Below are 25,337 nucleotides of genomic sequence, written 5' to 3'. Positions count from 1 at the left end.
GTTGTGCGTCGGTTCGCGGCGACGAGCCGCTCACCCGACGCGTTCGTCGAGGATCAGCCTCATCGACGAATCCTCGTTGTGCGTCGGTTCGCGGCGACGAGCCGCTCACCCGACGCGTTCGTCGAGGATCAGCCTCGTCTTCGTACTCACGACTTCCTCTAGCTCCCGGGTCTGCGTGATGATCTCGTTGACGCGCTCGGTGTCCTGAGCGTCGACGACGAAGACGATGTCCTCCTCGCCGGAGACCTGCCAGACGAAGTCGACTTCCTGCCACTCGGCGACGCGCTCGCTGATGTCGTGGGTGTCGACGCTGACGTCGACGCCGACCTCGATCATCGCTTTGACGTTCCCCGTCCGCGTCGCCACGGTAAACCGCTCGATGACGCCCTCCTCGACGAGCGATTCGACGCGGTTGCGAACGGTCCCCTCGGAGGTCCCCACGCTGTCGGCGATCTCCGTGTACGGCGTCCGCGCGTCCCTGCGGAGGATGTTCAGGATCTCCCGGTCGAGGTCGTCCATCGAATACGCAACCGTTCCGCGCGGCCGCACTTGACCGTTACGAAATTCGTAACCTAACTTCGAAAGCAAGCCTTATGCACGGGGATGGTATACGCATCTCGTAATGACGGACGCCTACGTGGCACTAGAGGGCGGACGCGTCGTCGAGGCGCGTGCGCGCTCGCCGGGCACGACTCGCGGGGAACTGGTCTTCACGACAGCGTACACGGGCTACGAGGAGAGCCTCACGGACCCCTCCTACGAGGAGCAGATCCTCACCTTCTCCTATCCGCTGATCGGCAACTACGGGGTCCGAGAGGAGCGCTTCGAGTCCGACCGAGTCCATCCCCGCGGCGTCGTCGCGCGCGACCTGACCGACGACGTGGTCGAGTGGCTCGAAGAGGAGGGCGTCCCCGCCGTCGACAAGCTCGACACCCGCGACATCGTGACCGAAATTCGGGACTCCGGCGCGATGAAGTGCGGCATCGCCGCCGGCGAGGGCGTCACCGAGCAGGACGCGCTGGACGAACTCGAGCAGTGCAAGCACATGAGCGACCACACCGACATCGGCGACCAGGTCACCACGCCCGAGACAGTCGTCTACAACGAGGACGGCGCGGGCGCCGACGTCGCGCTCATCGACTGCGGCGCGAAGGGCTCGATCATCGAGTCGCTCGTCGAGCGCGACGCGACGGTCCACCTGCTGCCCCACGACACGACCGAGGAGGAGGTCGCCGAGCTCGACCCCGACGTGCTCTTCATCTCCAACGGCCCGGGTGACCCGGAGAACTTCGACCAGGCCAACGAACTCGTCGACAGCTACGTCGGCGAGAAGCCCATCGCCGGGATCTGCCTCGGCCAGCAGGTCGTCGCCAACGCGCTCGGCGGCGAGACCGAGAAGATGGAGTTCGGCCACCGCGGCGTCAACCAGCCCGTCCGCGACCTGCGGACCGACAAGGTGGTCATGACCACCCAGAACCACGGTTACACCGTCGCCGACCCCGGTGACAACCTCGAAGTCACCCAGATCAACGTCAACGACGACACCCCCGAGGGGCTGGAGAACGACGAACTCGACATCCTCACCCGCCAGTACCACCCCGAAGCCAACCCCGGTCCCAACGACTCGAAGGGCTTTTTCGACGAAGTCCTCGCCTTGGCCGACGACGAGACCGTCGCGACGAACTGACGACACCCTCGTTTTTCCCTTCCCGCCCAACTGAGCGTTCGCGAGTAGTGCGACTGCCACAGCGGTCCTCCGGCGGCTACGCCGGGACCGTCAGATCACGTCGTCGGGGTCGTGGACCTCAGCCATCCGCTGGGCCTCAGCGGCGTACTGCGCCTGTAGATCCGGGTCGCTGACCGCACCGAGGTTTCGCTGGTCGGCGTCGACTGCGGCCGTCGTGTCCCGCCTGTCGTTGAAACTGGTGAGCGCGCGCTCCTTGCGGAAGTACCGCTCGCCGTCCGGCGTGGCGTAGGTGAGGATGATGATGTTCTGCTCGTCGTCGGAGTAGGTTCGTTCGACGAGCCACACGCGAACGGACTCGGAGTCGTCGGTCATAGGTGTCCTTCGCGGGCCACCGGCAAAGGCGTTCGAGTGGTGGCCCCTTATCGGCCCCACTCGTAGAACCACCAGGACGCGCCGAGCAGCATCAGCCCCGCGCCCAGCACCGAGGTGGCCGGCTCCGGGAAGACGAACAGCACGAACCCGATGATCATCAAAAGCGACGGTTCGATCTCGTTCCAGTACTCGGAGTAGCTCGGCAGGGCCATGCGCCATCTTGGACCTCCGCTGCGAAAAAGATGGGCTACCCGAGCGAGGGCCGACCGTCACCGCGCAGTGGCGAAGCGACCGGGCAGAACCACCCTCCGGTGTCGGAGGGACCGCGAGGCGGCCACACGCCGGCCGATCGAACGCCGTTAGTCGCCGTCCGATCCCTTCCGTCGGACGTCGATCGTGTCCCGGACGTGCAGCGACACGTCGTAGCGCCACCGCACCTCGGCGACGAACAGCGCGAAGACCGACGCGAGACTCGCGGCGATGGCGGCGATGTGCCAGACGCGCATCCACGGCGGGACCAGGAACACGACCGCCGACATGAGCTTCGCCGGCGCCATCCTGAGGAACGCGCGCTTCAGTCCGATGAGGTCGATGACGCCACCGCTGTCGTCGTCGTCGGTGTTTCGCTCGATTTCCCCGGAACTCGCGAGGTCCTGGCTGGCGGCGCTCCACCCGCCCGCGCTCTCGTCGCCGGTACCGAGCCGTTCGGCGTCGTACGCGCTGGAGAGGGTGACGTTCCACACCATCGTGCCGTTGGGATCGACTTCGAGCACGCGGCCGCCGTTGGAGTCGACGATGAGGGTGTTGCCGTTGGGGAGGCGGTCGGCGTCCCGAGTCCACTGCATGTCGTCGTCCGACCACTGCCAGGACTGCTCCCACGAACCGTTTCGCCGCTGGAACTCGACGACCCTGTTGTTGTGCGAATCGGCGACGACGACGGCCGGACCGCCGCGCGACTCGGGGATGTAATCGGGGTTGTGCTGTTCGTAGAGCACCGAGTAGTCGTCCTCGGCGCCGAGCGTCCAGTTCTCCTGGAGCCCCGTCTCCGGGTCGATGAAGACGACCTGGTCCTGATTGCGGAGCGAGGCCATGACTCTCCCGTCGGGGAGCATCTCAACGTCGTTGAGGTGCGTCCAGTCGTTTGGCCACTCACCGCCGCCGCTCCGGGGGAACTCGGTCATCGCCTGCCACGACCACTCGTGCATCCCGGTCGAGGTGTTCAGCTGATACACCCGGTCGTAGATGATGTCCGCAACGATGAACCTGTTCGGCCCGACCCTATCGACGTCGTGGATCTTCTCGCTGTACAGCGCCGGCGCGACCATGCTGTACAGCGTCTCCGTCTCGCCAGTCGTCAGGTTGATCCGAACGATGTTGTCGCGGACGCAGCGTCGCACGGACGCGTCGCACTCCTCGGGATAGATGAACTCCGAGGCGATGACCGTGACGGTGTATCGGCCCTTCGGCGACGGGTCCACGTCCTGGTACTTGCTGTACTCGTCGTGGTAGTAGAGGACGCGGCCGTCCGGCGCGAACGCCGTGAGCGAGTCTCTGGCCCGGTCCGCGAACCCCTGACCGGTGATCACGGTGACGTTGTCCCGGGGCGGAACGATCTCTTCCCGGTCTTCGAAGGGCAGTTCTGACTGTTCCGCGGCGGCGTTCGCCGCACTCGAGTAATTCAGATACCCGCTCACCAGATAGAGGCACGACGCGGCGACGATACAGAGAACTGCGATGCGGAGGGTACGACGTTTCATACCCCAGATAGGTGAACCCCCGCACAAAGAAATTCCTCTTTCTGATAGACGGGACGCTACGTTCGGTCCCGCAACCGGGTACCGATCTTCCGTCCCGACGCGACAGCTATCTCAGCAGGCTACGGCTACCGCTCAGCGGCAGGAGCAGTCGATACCGCGGAGGGCGCGGCGAGCGTGTGAAAAGTCCGTGAGAGGTCCGAGCGCGTCAGGCCGGCGAGGGCGTCTGGACCGTCGAGATGTAGGCCGCCAGATCGGTCGTCGAGATCATCCCGATGACGCCCTCCTCGTCGTCGACGACGGGGAGGTGGTGGATGCCCTGTTCGATCATGACGTCGGCGGCCTCGACGATAGAGGTCTGGGCTGTCGTCGTCACCACGTCGGTCGTCATGTACCGCTCGACCGTAGTTTCGGCCTTGGGCCGGCTCTTGGCGACGATGTCGACGAAGTCGGTCGTCGTGAGGATGCCCAGCAGCTGGTTGTCCTCGTCGACGACCACCAGCGACCCGATCGCGTGGGACTGCATCCGTTCGGCGGCCTCCTCGACCAGCGTGTCGGGACCGACCGTCTGCAGATCCGAACTCATCAACCGCGCGACGAAGATGTCGTCCATACCAGTTCATCACATACCAAGAATATAAATGCCGACGGTTTTTCCTCGCCCGACCCCCGGCGATACCGCCGTGGGCCGAACCGGAAGGTACACGCCGCGCCCGGGGGTACGACCGCGACGTGTCCTGGTACCTGCTCGCCGTCGCCGGGCTATTCGAGGTCGCGTGGGCCATCGGGCTGGAGTACTCCGATGGACTCACGCGTCCGGTCCCGACGGCCGCGACGATCGCCGCGATGGCCGTCAGCGTCGTCCTGCTCGCGAGGGCCGTCGAGAGTCTGCCCGTCGGGACCGCCTACGCCGTCTGGACCGGTATCGGCGCGGTCGGCACCGCGGCGCTCGGGATCGTTCTCTTCGACGAGCCGGTTAGCCCGGCCCGCGTCGCATTTATCGGCCTGATCGTCGTCGGCATCGCCGGTCTGAACCTCACCTCGGGCGGTGGCTGATCTCCACGAGACCGCCTCGTCCCCCGATGAGGACGGTCAGAACTGCCGATACAGTAGCACGACGAGGCCGACGACGAGCAACCCGATCCCCCAGTAGACGGAGGGGTATGGGAGGGCCTTGAGCAGGAGGGTGACGATTCCGGAGGAGAAAAGCGACCAACCGATCGTGGTGCGATAGCTCATACGATCAGTTCGGTCTGCGAACAGAAATGCGATCGGCCGGCAAAGCGAACGGGATGCAGCGAGTAGGACGCTGTTCGTCCTCGAGAGCGCCGCTTACTCGCCTTTCGGCTGGCCCCAGTACTCGTCGCGCTTGACGCGCTGGCCGACGGGCTGGACGTCCAGCGGTTCGTCGGCGGCCTCGATGGCCTCCAGCGCCGCGCGGGCGGAAGCGAGCGTCGAGAAGTAAGTGATCTCCTCCTCGACGGCCGACTGCAGGGGCTTGCGCTGGCGGGAGACGATGAGGTCAACCTCGCCGTTCTCGATGGCGTCGACGAACTCCTCCTCGTCGTCGAACTGGACGAGGTTGAAGTGCTCGGCGTAGCCCTCGACCAGCTCCTCGCCGGCCTCCGTCTCGCGGCCGGGGAACTCGCTCTCTGAGAGGTCGACGACGGCCGTGCCCTCCAAGGGGATGGGCTTGCCGACGGACATCTGGGCCTTCTGGTAGGCCTTGCCGAACGAGTCGGCGGTGCCCATGACCTCGCCGGTGGATTTCATCTCCGGGCCGAGGCGCGGGTCCGAGCCCGGCAGGCGGTCGAACGGCAGGACGACCTCCTTGATCGAGACCTGTTCGGGGACCTGCTCGTTGACGTCCAGATCTTCGAGGGACTCGCCGGCCATGACCTTCGCCGCGAGCTTCGCGATGGGGACGCCAGTCGCCTTCGAGACGAACGGCACCGTGCGCGAGGAGCGCGGGTTGGCTTCGAGGACGTACACTTCCTCGTCCTTGACGGCCAGTTGGACGTTCATCAGCCCGACCGTGTCGAGCGCGCGGGCGATGTCCTCGGTGACCTGACGCACCTTGCGGTTCACGTCGCGCCCGAGCGAGCGCGGCGGGATCATACACGCGGAGTCGCCGGAGTGGACGCCGGCGGACTCGACGTGTTCCATGATGCCGCCGATGAGCACGTCCTCCCCGTCGGAGACGGCGTCGACGTCGAGTTCGACGGCGCCTTCGAGGAACTCGTCCACGAGGATGGGCTTGTCCGGGCTGACGCGGACCGCCTCCTCGATGTACTCCTTGAGGTCCTCGTCGCTGTAGACGATGTCCATCGCGCGGCCGCCCAGCACGTACGAGGGGCGGACGAGGACGGGGTAGCCGATCTCGTGCGCGAGGTCGAGCGCTTCCTGTTCGCTCGTCGCGGAGCCGCCCTGGGGCTGTGCGATGCCCAGGTCGTCCATGAGGCGGTTGAAGCGGTCGCGGTCCTCGGCGAGGTCCATCGCGTCGACCGAGGTGCCCATGATCTCGCAGTCGAGGCCGCGGCGTTCGAGTTCCGCTTCCAGCGGGTGGCCGATGTCGACCGAGGTCTGGCCGCCGAACTGGACCATCACGCCGTCGGCGCCGGTCTCCTCGACCACGTCGGCGACTTCCTCGGCGGTGATGGGCTCGAAGAACAGCCCGTCCGAGGTGTCGTAGTCCGTCGAGACCGTCTCGGGGTTGTTGTTGACGACGTGCGCGTCGATGCCGACCTCTTCGAGCGCGCGGACGGCGTGGACCGAGCAGTAGTCGAACTCGACGCCCTGCCCGATGCGGATGGGGCCGCCGCCGACGACTACGACGCTCTCGACGTCGCGGTCGACCTGCACCTCGTTCCGGCCGAGTCCCGAGATGGGGTCACGGGAAGAGTAGTAATAGGGCGTCGTCGCCGCGAACTCGCCGGCGCAGGTGTCGACGAGCTTGAAGTCGCGGTCAGAGGTCTGGCCGTCGACCTCGTCGACGGTCGCGTCCGGACCGGGCGAACTGGCCGCCTCGGCGGACTCCGTCTCCGCCCCGCCGTCGGCCATCGCGGTGTCGTCGTCGGGCGCGTCCGGGCCCTCGACGACCGGCAGCCACGAGGCGTGGGTGTCGTTGAACTCGCCGCCGGCCAGCGCGGTAATCTCCTGGTCGGTGAAGCCGACGTCGGCCGCTTCCTGGAAGTCGCCGTTCTGGGCGGCCTCGGCGGCCTCGGCGATGCGCTTGAAGCGCTCGAGGTACCACTCGCGGATCTCGGTGATCTCGCGGATCTGTTCGACCGAGTAGCCGCGACTGAACGCCTCGAAGATGGCATAGGGACGGTCGGGCGAGGGGCGTTCGAGGTAGGTCTCCTCGAGCTCGTCGTTGAAGACGGTCGCGAAGTCGTCGGCGGGGTCGTACTCCGAGGACCGCAGTGCCTTGAGAAGCGACTCCTCGAAGGTGCGACCGATGGCCATCGCCTCGCCGGTGGACTTCATCGCCGGGCCGAGTTCGAACTCGACGTCGCCGAACTTGTCCTTGGGCCAGCGCGGCACCTTCGTGACCACGTAGTCGATGGCGGGCTCGAAGGCGGCGGTGGTCTGGCCCGTGATCTCGTTTTCGATCTCGTGGAGGCGCTTGCCGAGCGCGACCTTCGCGGTGACGCGGGCGATGGGGTACCCAGTCGCCTTCGAGGCGAGCGCGGAGGAGCGGGAGACGCGCGGGTTGACCTCGACGACGCGGTACTCGCCGCCGGGCGTGCCGTCGTCGCGCCAGGCGAACTGGATGTTACAGCCGCCCTGGATGCCGAGTTCGCGGATCGTCTTCAGCGCGGTGTCGCGCATGACCTGGTGGCCCTCGTCGGGGATGACCTGCGAGGGCGTGACGACCGTGGACTCGCCCGTGTGGATGCCCATCGGGTCGAGGTTCTCCATGTTGCAGATGATGATACACGAGTCGTCGGCGTCCCGCATGACCTCGTACTCCAGCTCGATCCAGCCGTCGATCGACTCGGTGATCATCACGCGGTCGTCCCGGGAGAGGCGCAGCCCCTTGTGGACGGCCTCTTTGAGCTGGTCCATGTCGTCGATGACGCCCGACCCGGCACCGCCGAGGGTGTAGGTCGTCCGCATGATGACGGGGAGGCCGCCGACGGCCTCGACCGCGTCCTCGACCTCGTCCATGGCCTCGATGGTGATCGATTCGGGGACCGGCTCGTCGATGGACTCCATGCGCTGGCGGAACTGGTCGCGGTCCTCCGTGGCGTAGATGGTGTCCAGCGGCGTGCCCATCACCTCGACGTCGTGCTCGTCGAGGACGCCCTCCTCGGCGAGTTCGGCGGTGACGTTCAGGCCGGTCTGGCCGCCCAGGCCGGCGATGACGCCGTCGGGCTGTTCCTTCCGGATGATCTCGGCGATGGCCTCGGTGTTGATAGGCTCGATGTAGACGGCGTCGGCCATCTCCGGGTCGGTCATGATCGTCGCCGGGTTCGAGTTGACGAGCACGACGCGAGCGCCCTCTTCCTGCAGCGCGCGACACGCCTGTGCGCCCGAGTAGTCGAACTCGGCCGCTTGCCCGATCTTGATCGGGCCGCTCCCGATGAGCAGAATTGTGCGGTCCTCGTCCTGTGTCATTACCCGGGGAAAGTCCGCTCGTCGTAATAAACCCGGCGAAAGAATACGGATATCGAAACCGAGTTTCGAAAATCGTATTCCGCGCCGGCCGTCCGCCTGTGCGGTCGGTACGGGGAGAACGGAGAAATCGATCCCCGGTCGAGGGCCGCCACCCGGGCCGTCTCGTGGACGGCGGCGCAGCTATCGAACGGTTCGGGACGACACGTAAATCATCGCCGGTTCGGCCTCCGGTCAGGTCGGTCGGAACCGACGATCTCGGTTCCGCCGAGCAGTCGGTCCGCCGTGCGCGAAGTCGTCACTCCACGCCCTCGTCGACTTGGTATCGATAGGGCTGGTCGCGGACGATGTCGACCTCGCCGGACTCGGCGTGGCGGCCGAGAATCGTCGCCACGCGGTGGGCGCTGTCGAACTCCTCACCGTGGGCTTCGAGGAGATCGAGGATCTCCCGGGCGGTCAGCGGCTCCTCTGCGTCGACCTCCCGAAGCACCGATCGGATCCGGTCGAACTCGCTCCGACGGGTGCGCATGCGGAGGACCTTCGGTCCGAGAACCATCAACCTCAGTCAGACGAGCGTCTGACGGCCGCTGCCGCTGTGGAAAAGCAAAAGCGGTCTCGAGGCGGTTCCCGGTCAGACCGCCGAGTCGTGTTCGGTCTCGAACTCGCGTTCCTCGCGGTACTGGTCGACGAACGCGGCGACGTCGAACTCGTGGAGCCACTGCTCGAACTGCGCGGCGGCCTCCTCGTCGTCGGCGTGGCTCACGGCGTGGTCCATGAGCTCGACGACCAGCTCGACGACGGTCTCGTGGAGTCGTCGCGCGTCGAAGTCGGCGACCCACACCATCGAGTAGCCCGCCTGCCCGTCCTCGGAGACGTCCTCGACGACGATCTCCTGGGGGAACTCCTCCATCACGCTGGCCATGACGTGGGCGGTGGTGAACTCCGGGAACTCGTCGGCGGTCTCGATGGTCTCGGTGAGCACCTCGACGAGGAACTCGGGGACGAACCGGCCCAGCGGGTGGACGTCCATCACGACGGCGTGGACGTCGCCGCAGGCGCAGTCGTACTCGCGCAGGCCCATGTCCAGGTCGTGGACGGCGACCGTCTCGCCGCAGGGCAACTCGATATCGGCCCCCTCGCTCCCGGGGACGCGCGGTTCTGCCATTGTCGGATGTACCACAGTGAACCGTTTAAACGCCGCGGTACGGGCTGCGCGGACGTCCAGGTAAGAACTACGGCCAGTCGTCGCGCTCGTCGTCGCCGGCCGCGTCGGCGGGCGTCTCCGGCTCGCCCAGTTCCCACTCGGCGGCCTCCGCGGCGTTTTCGACGTCGAGGAACTCCCAGCCGACCTCCTCGGCGAGCTCCTCGTCCTCGCCGTCGGTGCCGACGAAGACGTGCCGTTCCGTGCCGAACTGCCGCTGGACGTTCTCCAGGCTCTCGGCGCGGCTGCGCGGACCGGAGAAGAAGTCCTGTCGGATCCGGTGTTTGCGCGTGAAGTTCGTCACGACGTACGTCGGCTGTTCGGAGACGACGCCGACGTACTCGCTCCACTGGCGCGCGTCCTGGAACACCCGGTCGGGGTAGGCCAGTTCCTTCAGCGCGTCCAGGTCGAACGCGAGCGTCATGTCGCTGCTGCCGCCGCTGTCCATACTCGACAGACGCACAGCAGGGTGGAAAACGGCTTCGATCAGGCCCCGAGACGGTCGCTCTGGCCGGCGGGCGCGGCGCTCGCCCGGCCGCCGACGCCGCCGACCGCCTGCAGGTACGCGCTCGTCAGCATCGAGATGCCGAAGACGATGACGGCCGTCTCCACGGCCCGGTTGAACGGTCCGCTGAGCTCGCCGAGCGGCATCATCCCGGCGATGAACGTCACCACGAGGTACGTCAGCCAGAAGACGACCCCGAGGACGACCATCGGCATCGCGTTCTCCTTCACGAGCGCGTAGCTCTGGGAGATGGCCTCGAAGACGCCGTCACCTGCCAGCGCGATCCGGTGGCGGACGAAGAAAAACAGCACCGCCAGCGCGATGCCCGGGACCAGGAAAAACAGCGTCCCGAGGACGATTAGCACCAGCGCGACGAAGTTGGCGACCAGCGACTTCACGTAGGCGCCGACCAGTCCCGACGTGATCTCCTCGACCGGGACGCTGTTCGGATCGCGCGCCGCCAGCGCCCGCACGCCGACGACGTGCAGCAGCTCCGCGACGAACGGCAGCACCGACACCATGGCGATCGCGACGGGGAACGAAACCTCCATCCCCGTCTTGTCGACTGCGTCGACGAGCGGCAGCAAGAAGTCGTAGCCCAGCTCCGCCAGTTTGAATCGCACGTCCATCAGCGTGTATCCCCCCGCTTCTCTGAGTGCGAACTCCACCCCGCGCGCGAAGAACGTCTCGTATATCACCGGGTTGGTGAGCCTGAATCCGAGAAACAGGACCAGCACCAGTATCCCCGGGATAGTCATCAATCGCTGTACCGCGTCCTCCAACGTATCACCCACCGCGACTGACATGGACCCGACTGGTCGACTCTCTCACTTAAAGGATTCTATTTATTTCAGTCTGAGTGACCTCTCTGGGGGGAGACCGCATCCCGGCCAATAGCGAGACGGTCTGTGTGCGGGGAGAGCGGAGAACGGACTCGGGAGCGTGCGACAGCGAAATCGAAAACGGCTACGTCGGGAAAATCGGGTGCGGGAGTTACTCGGGCTTCGGCGCGGCCTCTTCGAGCTTGTCCATGTCGACGTCCTCCTCCATGAGCAGGTCCTTGTGCTGGGCGACTTCGCGCTCCTCGCGGATGAGCTTCTTGTACTTGGACTGCTGGGAGAGGTCGCCGATCAGGACGCCGCCGACGATCTTGCCGTCCTTGAAGGCGAGACGGCGCCACTCGGTGTCGCTGTACTTCTGGCTGGCCTCGTCGTCGCCGATGGTCGGGTGGCCGAAGGAGAGGAAGGGGAAGTCGAAGTGGGTGATCGAGTACGAGGAGACCCAGCGGAACTCCTCGGGGTCGTCGGTCTCGCCGCCCTCGCGGAGGTCCTCGACCATGTTCTGACCCGCGATCGAACCCTGCTCCTTCGCGGAGCCCCACGACCCGTTCTCGCCCATGTCGTCGAGGATGGTGTCGTAGAACCAGGTGATGTCACCCGCGGCGTAGATGTCGTCGACGTTGGTCCGCATGAACTCGTCGGTGACGATCCCGTTGTCGTTCGTCTCGACGGGCGTGTCCTGCAGGAACTCCGTGTTGAAGCTCAGGCCGATGGCGACGCCGGCCCAGTCGCCTTCGAAGCGCTCGCCGTTGGGATCGATAGCGGCCTCGACCTGCCCGTTCTCGTCGGTCTCGAAGCGGTCGACGCCGGATTCGAAGACCGGCGTGACGCCGCGCTCGCGCATGGCCTCGTGGAGGATCTCCGCGCCTTCCTCGTCCAGCGCGTAGCGCCACCAGCACTCGCCGCGCATCAGGTAGTTGGCGTCGAGACCCTGTGCGCCGCAGATGGCCGCCAGGTCGATACCGAGCAGACCGGCGCCGACGATGATGCCCTGGTCGGCGTTCTCGACGTTCTCCTTGATCGAGCGGGCGTCCTGGAACGTCCAGAAGTGGTCGATGCCGTCGGCGTCGGCGTTCTGGATACCGAAGCTCGCGAGGCTCGCCGGTGTCCCACCTGTCGCGACGAGCAGCTTGTCGTACTCGTAGTCCTGACCCTCGTGGGTGCGGACGACGTTGTTCTCGGTGTCGACGGTCGTGACGTAGGTGTTGAGCTGGAGGTCGATGTCCCGCTCGTCGTACCACTCCGGTTCGTGGATCGAGATGGGCGCCTCGGGGAGTTTCCCCTTGGCGAACTCTTTGATCAGGATCCGGTTGTACAGTGCCTCCCCCTCGTCGGTGATCACGGTGATGTCGGCGTCAGGGTCCTCCTCCCGAATCGTCTCCGCTGCCGAACTCCCCGCGATGCCATCACCGATGATGACGTGGGATGCGCTCATGCCCGGTACCTTCGTAACCGTGGTTAATGTGGGTTGCTATCTCTCCATGCGGTTGGTTGCCAAACGCACGCAGCGACGGGAAATTCTGATCGTTCCGTCAGCCGTGAGCGGGTTTCCCCCCGCGAGTGCCCACGTCCGGGCGCCGAGCGGTGCCGAACGGGACGTTGAAGAGCGTCCCGTCCTAACCCCAGCGACGAGATGAAACTCCGCCAGAACGTCCGTCACTTCGCGGCGAAGCAGGCGCTGACCCTCCCGGTCGTCGGGGAGAAGGTCACCGACCGGCTCGTCGGGATGCACACGGACATCTTCGCCGGGAAGGCCGAGGAGGGCCGCCGCGAGGAGCGACGGGCGCACCTCGACGACTTCTTCGACGCGACGATGGACACCTACGTCGCCGCACTCGAGGAGGGCTACCCCGAGGCCGAGGCCCGGGAGATCACCCACGTCCAGGCCAACTTCGACTTCTACAACCACGGCTGGACCGAGATGATGGAGTTCCCTTCCGACGAGCTACAGGCCCACTACGACCGCTACGCCGACTTCTTCGAGCCCCACGGCATCACTATCGACGACCCGCTCGGCGAGTTCGCCCCCGCGGGCGGCGTCGCCGATGCCCCCTCGACTCCCGAGAAGCTGAAGGACCCCGAGCATCCCCACGCTGAGGGCGGGTTCGCCGACGACGTCTACGTCGAGACCGACGACGGCGACCTCGTCGTCGGCGGCCGCGAGGAACCCGAAGACGTCGACGTGGACGCCGCTCCCGGCGCCGACGAGACGTAGCGGTACCAGCAGGCCGTTGCTGTCGGCGACTGGCCCGGAGTGCGACTAGAACCAGCCCCGAGGACAGCGTCGCGAAGCCACCGAACCCGGCGCCGGTTCCGGCCGTCACCGGCGACGAACCCAGTTCTGCGGTCACGGCCGCCGCCCGCTTCGGTTGGGCAGTCGCCTGGACTCCGACGGCGACCGTTCAATCCGAGCCCTTGCCCGTCGTCGGACCCCGCAGATGGAGATGCTCCGGGGCGTGCCAGCGGCGGAGTCACGGCCGGGCGGCAGAACGGACCGTGAGAAGGGCCAGGATCACGCTCGCGGCGAGCGTGGCGACCACTCCGAACCCTGACCCTGCGCCCTCTGTTGTCGTTTCCGGCGACGGCTGACGGCCGGCAGACGGAGTCGCGGCACGCGGCGATCCGGCTTCGGTCGTTTCGGTGACGGACCGGAGACTCTCGGTCGCCGACGCGCCGATAGGGGTCTCAGACGCCGTGACGGGACCTGTCGCAGTCGGCGATCGGGTCGGTGTTCCGTCCGTCGCTGTCGGGGTCACCGTCCGCGTCGCTGTCTGTGTGGGGGTCCCTATCGGTTCCGCAGGCGATGCCGGTGCGAAGTCCGTCCGGGCCACGGCGTCGCCGGACGTGTCGTACGGCCGGTCGACGGACGGGGTGTCGAACCACTTGTCGTGGTCAGCGTCGCGGTGGACGACGGCGACGAGCGGATCCGAGCTTCGCGTCGCACGGCCGACGTAGACCGGCACGTCCTCGTGACTGCCCGGAGAGAGATACCCGGAGACGCCCGCGACCGGGCCGGTAGCACTCCCCCGGTGGAGAACGACGAACCCGCCGCGCGAGAGGGCCGCGTCGACGGTGACCGCGTCGTAACTCCCAGAGGCGTTCCGTTCGGTTTCACGGACTGTGACCGACCCCGAGATTGGTGCCACGACGACGGTCGACGGCTCCGGCGGGTCCCCGTCCTCCCGGTTGAGGATGCCGCGTCCGTCGAAGCGGACGGACGCATTCGCCACCGTTCCGGCGGGGACGCCACTCAGGTCGAACGTCGCCGAGAAGTTCCCCGTGTCGTCGACGGTAGCGGTCGTCCGCCGGACGAAGGACTCGCTCTCGGCCGTCTTCGGGTCGTCTTGCCCGCGGAGGACGACCGTGACATCGAGCCCACCGGGGACGTTCGTCCCTCCGCGGACGGCCTGATTGGGACCCGGAGCGACGTAGACCCGCTCGCGCTGTTCGTCGTCGTACCGGATCTCGGCAGTCCGGATTAGGACATCGAAGTCCCGCGTCGCGCCCACGCGCTCGTCGCCCGCCGTCAGGTTCGACCCCCCGGCCAGGGTCACTTCGGCGCTGAAGTGGTCGTACTGCCTCAGACCCGGCGAGTACTCCGGGTTGGGTTGCGAGACGTTCCGGTCGACCCCCGGACCCGGCGCGTCCGAGGAGGTGACCGTCACGCGGTCCGTGTCCACGACGACGTACGTCGTGCCGTTGGCTGCGTCGACGAACGCGCGCGTCCCGTTCGGGAACGAATCGATCCATTTGGAGTACCGCTGAGGGCCGGTCATCCCCTCGAACGTCAGGTTCGCCGCGGGCGTCCCGAACCGGTCGAGAAACGCCGTCGTCGCGTTTCCGTCGCCCAGATCCGCGGCGAGATCGGCGTGCGCTATCTCGACGACGAACGGATCACCGACCGTGAACTGTTCGCGGACCGGGAGCGTGCCGGCCGTGACCCGCTCGCGAACGGCAGACGTCGAATCCAGATCCTCGAACTCGACGCGCGCACTGGACCGGATGGTCAGATTCAGGTCGCTATCCCCGGTGTCCGACTGAGCTGCCGGTCCCGTGATCGACCGGTCCTGATGGGCCGCCGTCCCGCCGACCGGAACGGCGGCCGCGAACGCTACCGTCGCGGCGACGAACGCGGCTATCGAGAGGGCGGTCACCCGACTGGAGGGCATCGTTCGACCGCCCGGCCGGCCGGATTAAATGTCTTCTGTCGGAACGGTTTTGTCCGCTGGCGGCGTCCCGCCGACGATGCCCTCCGAACAGTCTCGCCGACGGCTCCTCGCTTCGCTCGCCGGTCTGGCGAGCGCCGGGACCGCCGGCGCCGCCGCTCGCTCGGGATCGACCGACAGCGCGGAACCGGCCGGTGGAACCGGTGCGGCCCGACCCGGTTCCACCGTCCGAGGTACCGACACCGTCACGTCGCCGACGCCCGCGCAGTCCGACGCGGTCTGGACGGAGACGTTCGGGACCACGGACGACAGGCCCATAGCTGCGGTCCCCGCACACGGCGAGGGCGCCGCCCTCCTCGTCAGTCCCCGCGAGACGGAGTACGGACTCCGGGTGATCCAGTTCCTGCACGACGGAACCCTGGAAGTGGACGCTCGCCTCGACGCGCCGGAGTGGTACGACGGCTGGTTCGCCCGCACCGACGACGGGTACGTCGTCGTCACGGACGCGAGCGACAGGCGACGGCCGTGGATCCTGTCGCTCGGACCCAACGGCGAGCGTCGCTGGGAGAAGGACGTCAGGCTGGGTGAGGCGCTCGAACCCAACTCGACCGCGGCCGGTCGGCGACCAGACGGCGGGGTCGTCCTCGGCGGCGGCATGGGCGAGGACGGGAACCGGGTCGCGTGGGCCCTCGGGACCGATGCCGACGGCGACCGGGAGTGGTTTCACACGTACCAGTTCGACGATTTCAGAGTCATGGATATCACCGCTCGTCACGACGGCGGCTACCTCCTCGTCGGCGAGTCGAGACCGCCCTCGGTCGAGGGGACCGTGCCCGCGCTCCTCGCGACCGGCGAGTACGGCCGCGAGCAGTGGCGCCGGACCCTCGCCGGGTACGCCGAGGAAGCACTCCGCGTGCTCCCCCGCCCGGGCGGTGCGGTCCTCCTCGGAGAGATCTACCACTACGACAGACAGGAGGCGGTCCTGTCTGTCGTCGACGATCAGGGGTTTCCTGTCTGGCGCCGCAGGTTCGAGGGGGTCCGGCCGACCGACCTCGCGCCCCTCGACGAGGGGTTCGCCGTGGCGACTCGCAGCCAACTGTTCGGGACCGATCGACTCGGACGACGCGACTGGGATCGGACGTTCGAGTACGAGGACGTGCAGGTCGTGGCCGCAACCGAGGAACAACTGTTCGTCGCCGGTCAGGTCGATTCCATGGACCGATGGGGGAGCCCCGAGATGTGGGCCGCGGGCGTCTCGCTCCCGGATTCGTAGCCCGGCGAGCGAATCGATCGGCGGCAGTTTCGCCGATCCGCCGCGGGCCTGCCGGTCGAACTGCGTCGCCGCCGGCGGATCAGTCCGCGTCTGAGCCGGCGGCAGCCGGCGTCTCCTCGGCCGCCGAGAGCGCCTGTACGACCGTCGACCGCCACTCCTCGACGCTCTCGAGGTCGTCGGCCAGCGCCGCGAGTTCCTCTTCGACGTCCGTAACCGCGTCAGTGAGTTCGGCCCTCGTCTCGGTCACCGTCGCGTCGAGGTCCGCGACCGCCTCGTCCACGTCCCCGACGGATTCGAGGTCCGCCTCGACCGTCGCGAGCCGGTCGTCGAGCCGCGACTGGGCGGCCTCGACGGAGTCGACTCGGCGCTCGACGTCCTCGACGTGCGCCTCGACGGTCCGGAGGTCGTCGCGCACCTCCGCGAGCAACTGCTCGGCGGTGCCCTCCTCGTCGAGGAACGCTTCGAGGGCGTCGACGTACGCGTCGAGTTGCCCGATGCGCGCCATGCAGTGGTCGAGCTTCGCGTCGACGCTCCCGGTCGTATCCGGCCGCAGGTGACTGCGCAGCGTCGCCACCGCCTGCGAGGACGGGTCGTCGTCCCGCAGTTCCGCTGCCAGGCGCTCGACAACCGAATCGTGGGGTTCCGGTTGCGTCGGAACACCTCCACCGACGTCCTCCGTCGCCGCCGACGCGAGGGCCTGTTCACTGTCGGTAGGGGACGGTGTCGGCCTGTCGGTTCCCGACCCACCCCGGGTCAGAACCTGTCGTTCACCGGTGTCGGTTGTCTGCTCCGACTCGGTCTCGCTCGTCTGTTCGGCGTCGTCAGCCTGTTCGATGTCGTCCGCCTGTTCGATATTCTCGGCCTGTTCAGTATCGTCGGCCTGCTCGACCTCGTTCGTCTGTTCGCCGTCGATCGATCGCTCCGTCTCTGTCGCCTGCTCGTCACCGCTCGCCCCGGCTTCGTCGCGTTCGTTCGACCACGTCCGTTCACTGCGCTGTTCGTCGGTCGGTTCCGGTTCGTCCTGATTCATCGTGGTACCCGAATCGCCCCAATCCCTGCCCGTAGGACTGCTCTGTCGGTCCGTCGAGCGGGCGTCGCCGCCGGTATCGCCGTCGACGATCGAGACGTCGATCCGATCGTCGTCGACCGGTTGCCAGTCGGCGGCATCGCCCGTGTCGAGATCGTCCGCGACCGCGACTTCGACCGCTGGGTCGTCCAGCCAGTCGCGGAGTTCGTCCGGATCCGCGTCGGCGATCCCGTACAGCGTCGCACTCGGATCACCGTCCCGGATCACGTCCTCGTAGACGATCTCGTCTGCACTCGTCACGGACCAGTGTTCGTACCCCTCGTCCGCGTGGAATCCCACCGCGGTTACGTCCACACCCGGTGGCAGCGATTCGAGGAGTCGGACGGCTACCGGCTCGCCGGCGTCTGTCGACGCGCGCAGGCGAACCGACGGATACGCGTAGCCGTCGACCACGAACCGCTTCGTAACCGCGATGGTGGGGGTATCTGACATTCGTTACCGCCGGGACCAATTATCTCTCTTCTACACCTTCAGTATTGGTGTCATTCCAGCGTTCCCGGGCGATGAAAATACCACGAACTCACGGATAGTTGCGAATAATCCGAATCGATCCAAAAATACGTGCCAGCCGCAGCAGGTGTGGAACCGCCCCCGGCCGCTGGTCACCGGCCGGTGATCAGGTCAGCGCAGGCGTAGCCGGCCTCGATCCCGCCGTTGAGCGACCGCTCGGGGTACTGCGCCCGGGAGGCCATGCCGGCGTAGTAGACGCCCTCGGCGACCTCGTCGCTCAGGTCGTAGGGGACGACCATGTCGAGGTAGCCGCGCTCGTAGATGGGGGCCGTCCGGGGGTTGCGCGCGGTCTTCACCCAGTTGACGCTGTCGGGGTCGAAGTGTGGGAACAGATCTTTGATCCCGGCTTCCCAGTGGGACTCGACCTCCGCATCGGACATCTGCCAGAGGTCCTCGGAGGGGTCCTGCACGTAACTGGCGGTGTAGTAGAGGTGCTCCCCGCCGTAGCGCTCCGGCGGGACGAAGTTGGTGTGCTCGATGAACACGCCGAACGGCGCGTCGTCCTTGATGTTCAGCCAGTAGGTGTCCGACAGCGACTCCTCCATGCTCCAGACCGAACACACCGTCCCCTGGAAGTCGATCTCGCAGGGGTAGCCGGTCAGGTCTTCGAGCACGTTCGGCATCGCCGCGACGACGACGCCGTCGACCTCGTAAGTCTCCTCCTCGCCGTCGCGCTCGACGGTCAGCGACTCGACGGCGCCGTCGGAGCCCGTCGAGCCGTCGGTCGTGCCGATCTCCGTCACGCGCGCACCCGTGGTGACGGTGTCGCGGCCGACGGCCGCCAGCAGTTCGTCCAGCAGGCGGCCGAACCCGCCGTCGAGGTAGCCCAGTTGCTCGCCGCGCAGTGGGTCGCGCTCGCCGCGGAACTTGACGCGGCCGAGCAGCCACGCCGCCGAGACGTCTTCCTTGCGGGAGCCGAACTTCGCGTCCAGCAGCGGTTCCCAGAACGACTCGTAGACGTTCCGGGTGGTGTGCTCCAGCAGGAACTCCTTGATTGGCACGTCCTCGAAGTCGGTGATGTCGTCGTAGGTGTCGAAGTTCGGCCAGCCACCGCGGACGTCGATCTCCTTGACGAGCATGCCGAGGCGGAACTTGTCGTAGACGGACAGGTGCGGGTAGGCGAGGATCTCCCAGGCCTTCTCCATCGGGTGGACGACGCCATCGACGTAGTAAGAGTCAGTCTTGTAGCGCCACTCGAGGTCGTCGCCGAGGCTGAGTTCCTCGATCAGTTCGACGATAGTCTCCTCGGAGGCCGAGAGGTGGTGATAGAACGTCTCGATGGGGTCGCCGGCCGTCTCGTAGACGGCGGCCAGCCCGCCCACCTGGTCGCTCGCTTCGAAGACCTGCACGTCGTGGCCGCGTTGCTGGAGCCGGTACGCGGCCGCGAGGCCGGCGATACCGCCGCCGACGACACCGATCATACCTCGCAGTTCCGCCGTGACGGGGAAAGCCCTTTTCGTTCGCCCGCCCGCGGGCGAGCGGCCGTGCGGCGGACTCCCGGGTAGTTCGCTGGACGACGGCGCCGTCGGATGAGAGACGCCACCCCCGCCCGAGACGCCGCCGGTGGGGCAGTCCGCTACCTTTTTCCCCGCAGTCCGGGAATTGCGTCGCATATGGTGACGGTGCGGGCGCAGGCGACGAGCGCGAATCTCGGGAGTGGCTTCGACGTATTCGGCGTGGCTCTGGACAGGCCCGCCGACGTGGTCAGGGTGGAGCGCGCCGCGGAGACGACCATCGACGTGACGGGCGCCGGCAGTCAGTTCATCCCGGAGGACCCCGAGGACAACACCGTCGGGGCCGTCGCCGAGGCGCTGGACGCCCCCGCGCACATCGAGATCGACAAGGGCGTCCGGCCCGCCTCGGGACTCGGTTCGTCGGCCGCGAGCGCCGCCGCCGCGGCCGTGGCACTCAATCGCCTCTACGACCGCGGGCTCACCCGCAAGGAACTCGTGCCGATCGCCGCCGAGGGCGAGGCCGTCGTCTCCGGCGACGCCCACGACGACAACGTCGCCCCGGCGATCCTCGGCGGGTTCACGATCGCGACCCCCGACGGCGTCTCGAAGGTCGACGCCGACATCCCGCTGGTCGCCTGCCTGCCGGACATCGTCGTCTCGACCCGCGACGCCCGCGAGGTCGTCCCCGAGGGCGCTCGCGTCAGCGACATCGTCGAGACCGTCGGCAACGCCGCGACGCTCACGACCGGGATGCACCGCTCGGACCCCGAACTGGTCGGCCGCGGGATGGAAGACGCCGTCGTCACGCCGGCGCGCGCGAAACTCATCGACGGCTACGACGAAGTCAGGCAAGCGGCCTTCGACGCGGGCGCGACCGGCGTGACCATCAGCGGTGCCGGCCCCAGCGTCATCGCCGCCTGCTACGAGACCGACCAGCGGGCCATCGCCTCGGCCATGGTCGACGCCTTCGAGGACGTCGGCGTCGACTCGCGGGTCTACCAGACGCGGATCGGCGAGGGCGCGACGTTCCACTGAGTCCGGTCGACCCCTCCGGATCCGTTGACGGAGGCGTTTTTCAGTCTCGGGAGCGTTACTCACTCCATGGGTACCCAGGGGTCTTCGCCTGCCGACGCGCTCGACGTTTTCGCGGCCGTCGACACGCCCGCGACGCCGCTGACGACGAGCGAAGTCGCGGAGGAACTCGACTGCGCCCGGCGGACGGCCTACGGGAAACTCGAAACGCTGGCCGACCGCGGCGATATCGAGACGAAAAAGGTCGGTGCGCGCGCTCGCGTCTGGTGGCGACCCGCCGAACAGACCGGTTCCGAACGGACGGGGGGAGGACCCGCAACGGATCCGGAGTCGAAATCGGTCTTCGAGCGAGCGCAGTTCGAGGAACTCACCGAGGCCGTCACGGACTACGCCATCTTCGTCCTCGACAGCGAGGGGCACGTCCGGACGTGGAACGACGGCGCCAGACAGATCAAAGGCTACGAGAAGGCGGAGATCGTCGGCGAGCACTTCTCGACGTTCTACACAGACGCCGACCGCGAGGCGGGCGTCCCCGCGGAGAACCTGGAGAAAGCGACGGCGAACGGCCGGACCGAAGACGAGGGCGAGCGCGTCCGCAAGGACGGCTCGACGTTCTGGGCGAACGTCACGATCACCGCCATCCGCGGCGACGACGGGGATCTCCAGGGGTTCATCAAGGTCACCCGCGACATGACCGAGCGCCACGAGTACGAACAGCAACTCCAGACCGAGAAGGAGCGCTTCGAGACGCTCGTCCGGGAGGTGAAAGACTACGCCATCTTCCTGCTCGACGAGGAGGGCTACGTCCAGACGTGGAACGACGGCGCGAGAGAGATCAAGGGTTACGAGGAGGCCGATATCGTCGGCGAGCACTTCTCGACGTTCTACACAGACGCCGACCGCGAGGCGGGCGTCCCCGCGGAGAACCTGGAGAAAGCGACGGAGAACGGCCGGACAGAGGACGAAGGCAAGCGCGTCCGCAAGGACGGGTCGACGTTCTGGGCGAACGTCATCATCACCGCGCTCCACGACGACGACGGGGAGATCCGCGGCTACGCGAAAGTCACGCGGGACATGACCGAGCGCCACGAGTACGAACAGCGACTCCGGTCCCAGCGCGACGAACTCGACGAGCTCAACCAGATCAACACGGTCATCCGGGACATCGACCAGACGCTCGTGGCCGCAACCTCGCGCGAGGAGATCGAACAGGAGGTGTGCGACCGCCTCGCCTCGTCGGAGACGTACTCCGCCGCGTGGATCGCGGAGTACACCGACGATTACAAAGCTGCCGTGCCGCGGACCTCGGCCGGCATCAGCGACGAGTATCTCCAGTCGATCCAGTCGGTGGACGCGGGGGCGGAGACGGAGGCCGGCATCGGCGCGAACGCGCTCCAGACCGAGGCGATCCAGCCGGTCCACCAGTTGCAGGCCGACCGGTCCGGCGAGCCGTGGCGCGACGCCTCGCTCGCCGAGGGGTACGAGTCGGCGATCACGGTCCCGCTGGTGTACAACGACGTCGAGTACGGCGTCCTGACGGTGTACGCCGGCAGCGAGTCGGCCTTCGACGAGCGGAAGGTCTCGGTCATGAGCGAACTCGGCGAGACGATCAGCCACGCCATCGCCGCCATCCGGCGCAAGGAGCGCGAGCAGACGCTCACGGCGCTCCAGGGGTCGACCCGCCAGCTGTTGCACGCGGAGTCCCGGGAGGCGATCGGCGACGTCATCGTCGAGACGCTCACCGACGAGCTGACCCTCTCGGACGCGCTGGTCTACTGTTTCGACACGTCCGAGAACACGCTCGAGCCCGTGAGTTCGTCCTTCGAGACGGAAGCGTACGCCAGCCAGCTCGGGCCGCTCACGGCCGGCGCCGACTCGCCAGTCTGGACGGCCTTCGTGGAAGACGAGTCGCAGGTCACCGACGCCGCGATCCCGGCGACGGGCCTCGACCAGCAACAGACGATGTTGCTCCCGCTGGGCGACCACGGGGTGCTCGCGGTCGCCGTCGCCGAGCAGGAGACCGTCGACGCCGACACGCGGAACCTCGTCGAACTCGTCGCGGCGACGGCCGAGGCGGCCTTCGATCGCGTGGAGAGTCAGGCGAACCTCCGCGAACGCGACGAACTGCTGCAGGAACAGAACCAGCGACTCCAGCGGCTCAACCAGATCAACACGATCATCCGCGAGATCGACCAGGGGCTCGTCCAGGCGTCGACCCGCGAGGAGATCCAGCGCGTCGTCTGCGAGCAACTGACCAAGAGCGACCGCTTCCGGTTCGCCTGGATCGGCACGCCGAGCGACGTCGAGGGCGGCCTCACGCCGGAGGCCTGGAACGGCGTCGACAGGGGATACCTGGACGCGATCGAGCTGCCGCGAGCGGCCGAGACGGGCGACCCGATCCCGGCGGCGTCGGCCGTCCAGACCGGCGACATCACCGTCGTCGCGAACGTCGCCGAGAAGCTCCGCGGCGGCCAGTGGCGCAAGGAGGCGTTCTCCCGGGAGTTCCAGTCGGTCATCAGCGTCCCGCTGCAGTACGGCGATGTCACCTACGGGGCGCTGTCGGTCTACGCGGGCCGGCCCGACGTGTTCGAGGAGATGGAGCGGTCGGTGTTCGCGGAACTCGGGGAGACGATCGCCAACGCGATCGACGGCGTCGACACGAAGCAGTCGCTGCTTTCCGACACCGCGATCGAACTCGAGTTCCGGCTCCACGACGAGTCGGCGAGCTTCCTCGCCCGACTCGCCCGGCAGTTCGAGAGCGAGATCACCTACGAGGGCGCGATTCCGTTGTCGGAGGGCCGCGGTCGCCTCTTCTTCGTCGCGCACAACGCGTCGCCCGACGCCGTCGACGACGTCCTCGATCGGTCGGTGAGCGTCGAGTCCCACGAGGTGCTCGTGACCGGCGACGACGGCCCGCTCGTCGAATCGGTCGTCTCCGGGCGAACGGTCGCGCTCTCGCTCGTCGAACAGGGGGCGTCCGTGCGGCGGCTGACGGTGTCCGAGGGCGCGCTCGATCTGAAAGTCGACGTCCCCTCGGGTACCGACGTGCGCGGGTTCATCGAGCGGATCCAGGCCCAGTACGACGACGTGGAGTTCCTCGCACGCCGCGAGCGCGAGCGGCCGGTCCAGACGCGTGAGGGGCTGGCCGCCGCGCTCGAACGCTCGCTGACCGACCGCCAGCTGGAAGTCCTCGAGACCGCGTACTACAGCGGCTACTTCGCGTCGCCGCGGCGGAGCACGGGCGGTGACGTCGCCGACGTGCTGGACGTCTCCCAGCCGACGGTCACGGAACAGCTCCGGACGGCACAGTGCAAGCTTCTCGACCTCCTATTCGCGGAAGCAGCCGTCGACGGCTAATCGAGGGACGCGAACGCCGAGAAGTCCCAGTCGGCCCTCAGTTCGGAGCAGCGTTCGATCGGCTAAATTGATGCCCGGATGGCGCCGCCCTCGTTATGAAATGAGCCGCTCGCGCTTTGCGGGGCGAGCCGAATGTATCCCGTAATGACGCACAGTGTCGCAGTCGAGGATCGGACACGAAAAGAGACAGTCGGCGAAGCCGTCGTATCGACTGTCGCTGCGGCGACCGACACCGCTCCGCTCTCGCTCGAACCGCTATACGACGCGATCGACTCGAACGTCGCAGCCGCACTCTTCGAGCGCGACCGAGACGGGGCCGACGGGTCGCAGGAACGCGTCGAGTTCACCTACGCCGGGTGCAACGTGGTCGTCGGGGCCGACGGAACGGTCAGCGCGTCGAACACCGACGGGACCGCCGAAACGACCGAATCATGGCCATAATCCCGGCGATGACGTCAGAAGCAGACTCCGCGGCGGACCGGACGTACGAACTCGTCTGTACCGACTGCGAGTTCGAAGCGACCGTCGACGGCACGGTCCACGATGCCCTCGACGTCGCCGATTCCCACCAGGAGGAGCGCGGAACCCGCATCGAGAATCACTTCGTGACGTTCAAGCTAGAAGGATACTCGCCGTAGCCGAGCCCGTAGACGGCCCTGTGCTCCGACCCCGCGAATCGAAGATTCGCGTGCTTCGGCCTACTGCCCGAACTTCCGACAGACGAGTCCGTCGGCGTTCGGACGCTGCAAACCGTTCAGCGTCCGAACCGCCGCGAATCCAAGATTCGCGAGCTTTGGCCTACCGGCCAAAACGCCGCTGCCTGTTCTGATAATCCCGCAGCGCCCGGAGGTAATCACGACGGCGGAAGTCCCGCCAGTTGACGTCGGTGAAGTACAGCTCCGAGTAGACCGACTGCCAGATCATGAAATCCGAGAGGCGCTCGGCGCCGGTCTTGATGACGAGATCCGGCTGGACGGGGAAGACCAGTTCCCGCTCGATAGCGGTCTCGTCGATCTCCTCGGGGGACAGCTCGTCCGCCTCGACCTCCTCGGCGAGGCCCTGGACGGCGGTCGCGAACTCGTGTTTCCCGCCGAGGCCGATGCTGACGACGATCGGCGCGTCGGCCTGTTCCTCGTCGTCGGGACCGCGGACGGCGAGTTCCAGGGGCGCCCGCACGTTGACGAGTTCCTCGCGGATCGTCCCGACGACTTCGGGGTCGAGGACGCTCACGTAGACGGCGATCCGGTCGACGCCGAACTCGACGGCCCACTCGAAGAACCGTTCGAGCGTCTGATAGGCGTCGGGCTCGAGGAGGTCGCGCTCGGTGACGATGACGGCCACGGTCTCGGGGAGGTCCGCGTCGCTGTGGCGAAGGCGGAGGGCGAGATATCGATCGTAGAGGACCACAGGCCCTGTTCCGCCGGATACACCCTAAATCTCACGCTCGGGGACGGCAGCCGGGAGGCGAACCATTGGACAGTCG

The 25,337-nt window shown here is 67.2% G+C and carries 24 protein-coding genes; 8 read left to right on the top strand and 16 right to left on the bottom strand.

What is annotated here, in order from left to right; genetic code table 11:
- Positions 1 to 105: 105 nt before the first annotated feature.
- On the bottom strand, positions 106 to 519 hold the full coding sequence (locus AB2U09_RS08730; protein ID WP_459192324.1) for an Lrp/AsnC family transcriptional regulator: 414 nt from the start codon (positions 517 to 519) through the stop codon (positions 106 to 108).
- 103 nt (positions 520 to 622) lie between these two features.
- On the opposite strand from AB2U09_RS08730, the gene carA reads away from it, so the two are divergent.
- Positions 623 to 1,687, top strand: a complete 1,065-nt coding sequence (gene carA / locus AB2U09_RS08725) for a glutamine-hydrolyzing carbamoyl-phosphate synthase small subunit (protein ID WP_459192323.1) — start codon at positions 623 to 625, stop codon at positions 1,685 to 1,687.
- A gap of 90 nt (positions 1,688 to 1,777) precedes the next feature.
- Here the strand turns inward: carA and AB2U09_RS08720 are convergent, their stop codons facing one another.
- The 4 genes from AB2U09_RS08720 to AB2U09_RS08705 form a co-directional block, all read right to left on the bottom strand.
- Positions 1,778 to 2,059, bottom strand: a complete 282-nt coding sequence (locus tag AB2U09_RS08720; protein ID WP_459192322.1) for a DUF7967 family protein — start codon at positions 2,057 to 2,059, stop codon at positions 1,778 to 1,780.
- A gap of 47 nt (positions 2,060 to 2,106) precedes the next feature.
- Positions 2,107 to 2,271 carry a hypothetical protein gene (locus tag AB2U09_RS08715; protein ID WP_459192321.1) on the bottom strand — a complete coding sequence of 55 codons (165 nt, stop codon included), beginning with the start codon at positions 2,269 to 2,271 and terminating at the stop codon, positions 2,107 to 2,109.
- Between the two features lie 147 nt (positions 2,272 to 2,418).
- On the bottom strand, positions 2,419 to 3,816 hold the full coding sequence (locus AB2U09_RS08710; RefSeq protein WP_459192320.1) for an aryl-sulfate sulfotransferase: 1,398 nt from the start codon (positions 3,814 to 3,816) through the stop codon (positions 2,419 to 2,421).
- A gap of 205 nt (positions 3,817 to 4,021) precedes the next feature.
- Complete coding sequence (locus AB2U09_RS08705; RefSeq protein ID WP_459192319.1) at positions 4,022 to 4,426, bottom strand: CBS domain-containing protein; 405 nt, start codon at positions 4,424 to 4,426, stop codon at positions 4,022 to 4,024.
- Positions 4,427 to 4,545: 119 nt separating this feature from the next.
- On the opposite strand from AB2U09_RS08705, the gene sugE reads away from it, so the two are divergent.
- A complete protein-coding gene (gene sugE, locus AB2U09_RS08700) occupies positions 4,546 to 4,869 on the top strand; it encodes a quaternary ammonium compound efflux SMR transporter SugE (protein WP_459192318.1) in 324 nt (107 codons plus the stop codon).
- 36 nt (positions 4,870 to 4,905) lie between these two features.
- On the opposite strand, the gene AB2U09_RS08695 is transcribed toward sugE, so the two are convergent.
- The 7 genes from AB2U09_RS08695 to AB2U09_RS08665 form a co-directional block, all read right to left on the bottom strand.
- Positions 4,906 to 5,052, bottom strand: a complete 147-nt coding sequence (locus AB2U09_RS08695; protein WP_459192317.1) for a hypothetical protein — start codon at positions 5,050 to 5,052, stop codon at positions 4,906 to 4,908.
- Positions 5,053 to 5,145: 93 nt separating this feature from the next.
- Entirely contained in the window at positions 5,146 to 8,433 is a 3,288-nt protein-coding gene (gene carB, locus AB2U09_RS08690; protein ID WP_459192316.1) for a carbamoyl-phosphate synthase large subunit, read from the bottom strand.
- Between the two features lie 295 nt (positions 8,434 to 8,728).
- The gene (locus AB2U09_RS08685) at positions 8,729 to 8,959 is read right to left on the bottom strand and encodes a hypothetical protein (protein WP_459192315.1); all 231 of its coding nucleotides are present in this window, start codon (positions 8,957 to 8,959) and stop codon (positions 8,729 to 8,731) included.
- A gap of 102 nt (positions 8,960 to 9,061) precedes the next feature.
- On the bottom strand, positions 9,062 to 9,595 hold the full coding sequence (locus AB2U09_RS08680; RefSeq protein WP_459192314.1) for a DUF5815 family protein: 534 nt from the start codon (positions 9,593 to 9,595) through the stop codon (positions 9,062 to 9,064).
- Positions 9,596 to 9,662: 67 nt separating this feature from the next.
- Positions 9,663 to 10,079 (bottom strand): DUF7124 domain-containing protein, encoded by a 417-nt coding sequence (locus tag AB2U09_RS08675; protein WP_459192313.1) that lies wholly within the window; start codon positions 10,077 to 10,079, stop codon positions 9,663 to 9,665.
- A gap of 38 nt (positions 10,080 to 10,117) precedes the next feature.
- Positions 10,118 to 10,942: a DUF7847 domain-containing protein gene (locus tag AB2U09_RS08670; RefSeq protein WP_459192312.1), complete on the bottom strand. Its 825-nt coding sequence runs from the start codon at positions 10,940 to 10,942 to the stop codon at positions 10,118 to 10,120.
- 187 nt (positions 10,943 to 11,129) lie between these two features.
- Positions 11,130 to 12,410: an NAD(P)/FAD-dependent oxidoreductase gene (locus tag AB2U09_RS08665; protein WP_459192311.1), complete on the bottom strand. Its 1,281-nt coding sequence runs from the start codon at positions 12,408 to 12,410 to the stop codon at positions 11,130 to 11,132.
- 198 nt (positions 12,411 to 12,608) lie between these two features.
- Between AB2U09_RS08665 and AB2U09_RS08660 the strand changes: the two genes are divergently transcribed.
- On the top strand, positions 12,609 to 13,190 hold the full coding sequence (locus AB2U09_RS08660; protein ID WP_459192310.1) for a DUF6149 family protein: 582 nt from the start codon (positions 12,609 to 12,611) through the stop codon (positions 13,188 to 13,190).
- Between the two features lie 256 nt (positions 13,191 to 13,446).
- Here the strand turns inward: AB2U09_RS08660 and AB2U09_RS08655 are convergent, their stop codons facing one another.
- Positions 13,447 to 15,144, bottom strand: coding sequence for a DUF7282 domain-containing protein (locus tag AB2U09_RS08655; protein ID WP_459192309.1), 1,698 nt, complete (start codon positions 15,142 to 15,144; stop codon positions 13,447 to 13,449).
- Positions 15,145 to 15,220: 76 nt separating this feature from the next.
- Between AB2U09_RS08655 and AB2U09_RS08650 the strand changes: the two genes are divergently transcribed.
- The gene (locus AB2U09_RS08650) at positions 15,221 to 16,414 is read left to right on the top strand and encodes a hypothetical protein (protein WP_459192308.1); all 1,194 of its coding nucleotides are present in this window, start codon (positions 15,221 to 15,223) and stop codon (positions 16,412 to 16,414) included.
- Positions 16,415 to 16,493: 79 nt separating this feature from the next.
- Here AB2U09_RS08650 and AB2U09_RS08645 read toward each other — a convergent pair whose 3' ends face one another.
- Together AB2U09_RS08645 and AB2U09_RS08640 are read right to left on the bottom strand one after the other, a co-directional pair.
- Positions 16,494 to 17,933 (bottom strand): zinc ribbon domain-containing protein, encoded by a 1,440-nt coding sequence (locus tag AB2U09_RS08645; protein WP_459192307.1) that lies wholly within the window; start codon positions 17,931 to 17,933, stop codon positions 16,494 to 16,496.
- 170 nt (positions 17,934 to 18,103) lie between these two features.
- Positions 18,104 to 19,432, bottom strand: coding sequence for an NAD(P)/FAD-dependent oxidoreductase (locus AB2U09_RS08640; protein WP_459192306.1), 1,329 nt, complete (start codon positions 19,430 to 19,432; stop codon positions 18,104 to 18,106).
- A 192-nt stretch (positions 19,433 to 19,624) separates the two neighbouring features.
- Between AB2U09_RS08640 and AB2U09_RS08635 the strand changes: the two genes are divergently transcribed.
- The 4 genes from AB2U09_RS08635 to AB2U09_RS08620 all read left to right on the top strand — a co-directional run bounded on the left by AB2U09_RS08635 (position 19,625) and on the right by AB2U09_RS08620 (position 24,492).
- Entirely contained in the window at positions 19,625 to 20,500 is an 876-nt protein-coding gene (locus AB2U09_RS08635; RefSeq protein ID WP_459192305.1) for a homoserine kinase, read from the top strand.
- A 66-nt stretch (positions 20,501 to 20,566) separates the two neighbouring features.
- Entirely contained in the window at positions 20,567 to 23,854 is a 3,288-nt protein-coding gene (locus AB2U09_RS08630; RefSeq protein ID WP_459192304.1) for a PAS domain S-box protein, read from the top strand.
- A 144-nt stretch (positions 23,855 to 23,998) separates the two neighbouring features.
- A complete protein-coding gene (locus AB2U09_RS08625) occupies positions 23,999 to 24,295 on the top strand; it encodes a HalOD1 output domain-containing protein (RefSeq protein ID WP_459192303.1) in 297 nt (98 codons plus the stop codon).
- 8 nt (positions 24,296 to 24,303) lie between these two features.
- The gene (locus tag AB2U09_RS08620) at positions 24,304 to 24,492 is read left to right on the top strand and encodes a hypothetical protein (protein WP_459192302.1); all 189 of its coding nucleotides are present in this window, start codon (positions 24,304 to 24,306) and stop codon (positions 24,490 to 24,492) included.
- A 160-nt stretch (positions 24,493 to 24,652) separates the two neighbouring features.
- Here AB2U09_RS08620 and AB2U09_RS08615 read toward each other — a convergent pair whose 3' ends face one another.
- Positions 24,653 to 25,261: an undecaprenyl diphosphate synthase family protein gene (locus AB2U09_RS08615; protein WP_459192301.1), complete on the bottom strand. Its 609-nt coding sequence runs from the start codon at positions 25,259 to 25,261 to the stop codon at positions 24,653 to 24,655.
- Positions 25,262 to 25,337: the final 76 nt, after the last annotated feature.

The organism is Halosimplex yunnanense (assembly GCF_054504345.1).
This window is presented reverse-complemented; position numbering and strand designations above follow the sequence as displayed.

Bases quoted from the DNA above. Each gene is read 5' to 3' on its own strand.
- AB2U09_RS08730 (WP_459192324.1), bottom strand. From the start codon at position 519: ATGGACGACCTCGACCGGGAGATCCTGAACATCCTCCGCAGGGACGCG.
- carA (WP_459192323.1), top strand. From the start codon at position 623: ATGACGGACGCCTACGTGGCACTAGAGGGCGGACGCGTCGTCGAGGCG.
- AB2U09_RS08720 (WP_459192322.1), bottom strand. From the start codon at position 2,059: ATGACCGACGACTCCGAGTCCGTTCGCGTGTGGCTCGTCGAACGAACC.
- AB2U09_RS08715 (WP_459192321.1), bottom strand. From the start codon at position 2,271: ATGGCCCTGCCGAGCTACTCCGAGTACTGGAACGAGATCGAACCGTCG.
- AB2U09_RS08710 (WP_459192320.1), bottom strand. From the start codon at position 3,816: ATGAAACGTCGTACCCTCCGCATCGCAGTTCTCTGTATCGTCGCCGCG.
- AB2U09_RS08705 (WP_459192319.1), bottom strand. From the start codon at position 4,426: ATGGACGACATCTTCGTCGCGCGGTTGATGAGTTCGGATCTGCAGACG.
- AB2U09_RS08695 (WP_459192317.1), bottom strand. From the start codon at position 5,052: ATGAGCTATCGCACCACGATCGGTTGGTCGCTTTTCTCCTCCGGAATC.
- carB (WP_459192316.1), bottom strand. From the start codon at position 8,433: ATGACACAGGACGAGGACCGCACAATTCTGCTCATCGGGAGCGGCCCG.
- AB2U09_RS08685 (WP_459192315.1), bottom strand. From the start codon at position 8,959: ATGCGCACCCGTCGGAGCGAGTTCGACCGGATCCGATCGGTGCTTCGG.
- AB2U09_RS08680 (WP_459192314.1), bottom strand. From the start codon at position 9,595: ATGGCAGAACCGCGCGTCCCCGGGAGCGAGGGGGCCGATATCGAGTTG.
- AB2U09_RS08675 (WP_459192313.1), bottom strand. From the start codon at position 10,079: ATGGACAGCGGCGGCAGCAGCGACATGACGCTCGCGTTCGACCTGGAC.
- AB2U09_RS08670 (WP_459192312.1), bottom strand. From the start codon at position 10,942: ATGTCAGTCGCGGTGGGTGATACGTTGGAGGACGCGGTACAGCGATTG.
- AB2U09_RS08665 (WP_459192311.1), bottom strand. From the start codon at position 12,410: ATGAGCGCATCCCACGTCATCATCGGTGATGGCATCGCGGGGAGTTCG.
- AB2U09_RS08660 (WP_459192310.1), top strand. From the start codon at position 12,609: ATGAAACTCCGCCAGAACGTCCGTCACTTCGCGGCGAAGCAGGCGCTG.
- AB2U09_RS08655 (WP_459192309.1), bottom strand. From the start codon at position 15,144: ATGCCCTCCAGTCGGGTGACCGCCCTCTCGATAGCCGCGTTCGTCGCC.
- AB2U09_RS08650 (WP_459192308.1), top strand. From the start codon at position 15,221: ATGCCCTCCGAACAGTCTCGCCGACGGCTCCTCGCTTCGCTCGCCGGT.
- AB2U09_RS08645 (WP_459192307.1), bottom strand. From the start codon at position 17,933: ATGTCAGATACCCCCACCATCGCGGTTACGAAGCGGTTCGTGGTCGAC.
- AB2U09_RS08640 (WP_459192306.1), bottom strand. From the start codon at position 19,432: ATGATCGGTGTCGTCGGCGGCGGTATCGCCGGCCTCGCGGCCGCGTAC.
- AB2U09_RS08635 (WP_459192305.1), top strand. From the start codon at position 19,625: ATGGTGACGGTGCGGGCGCAGGCGACGAGCGCGAATCTCGGGAGTGGC.
- AB2U09_RS08630 (WP_459192304.1), top strand. From the start codon at position 20,567: ATGGGTACCCAGGGGTCTTCGCCTGCCGACGCGCTCGACGTTTTCGCG.
- AB2U09_RS08625 (WP_459192303.1), top strand. From the start codon at position 23,999: ATGACGCACAGTGTCGCAGTCGAGGATCGGACACGAAAAGAGACAGTC.
- AB2U09_RS08620 (WP_459192302.1), top strand. From the start codon at position 24,304: ATGACGTCAGAAGCAGACTCCGCGGCGGACCGGACGTACGAACTCGTC.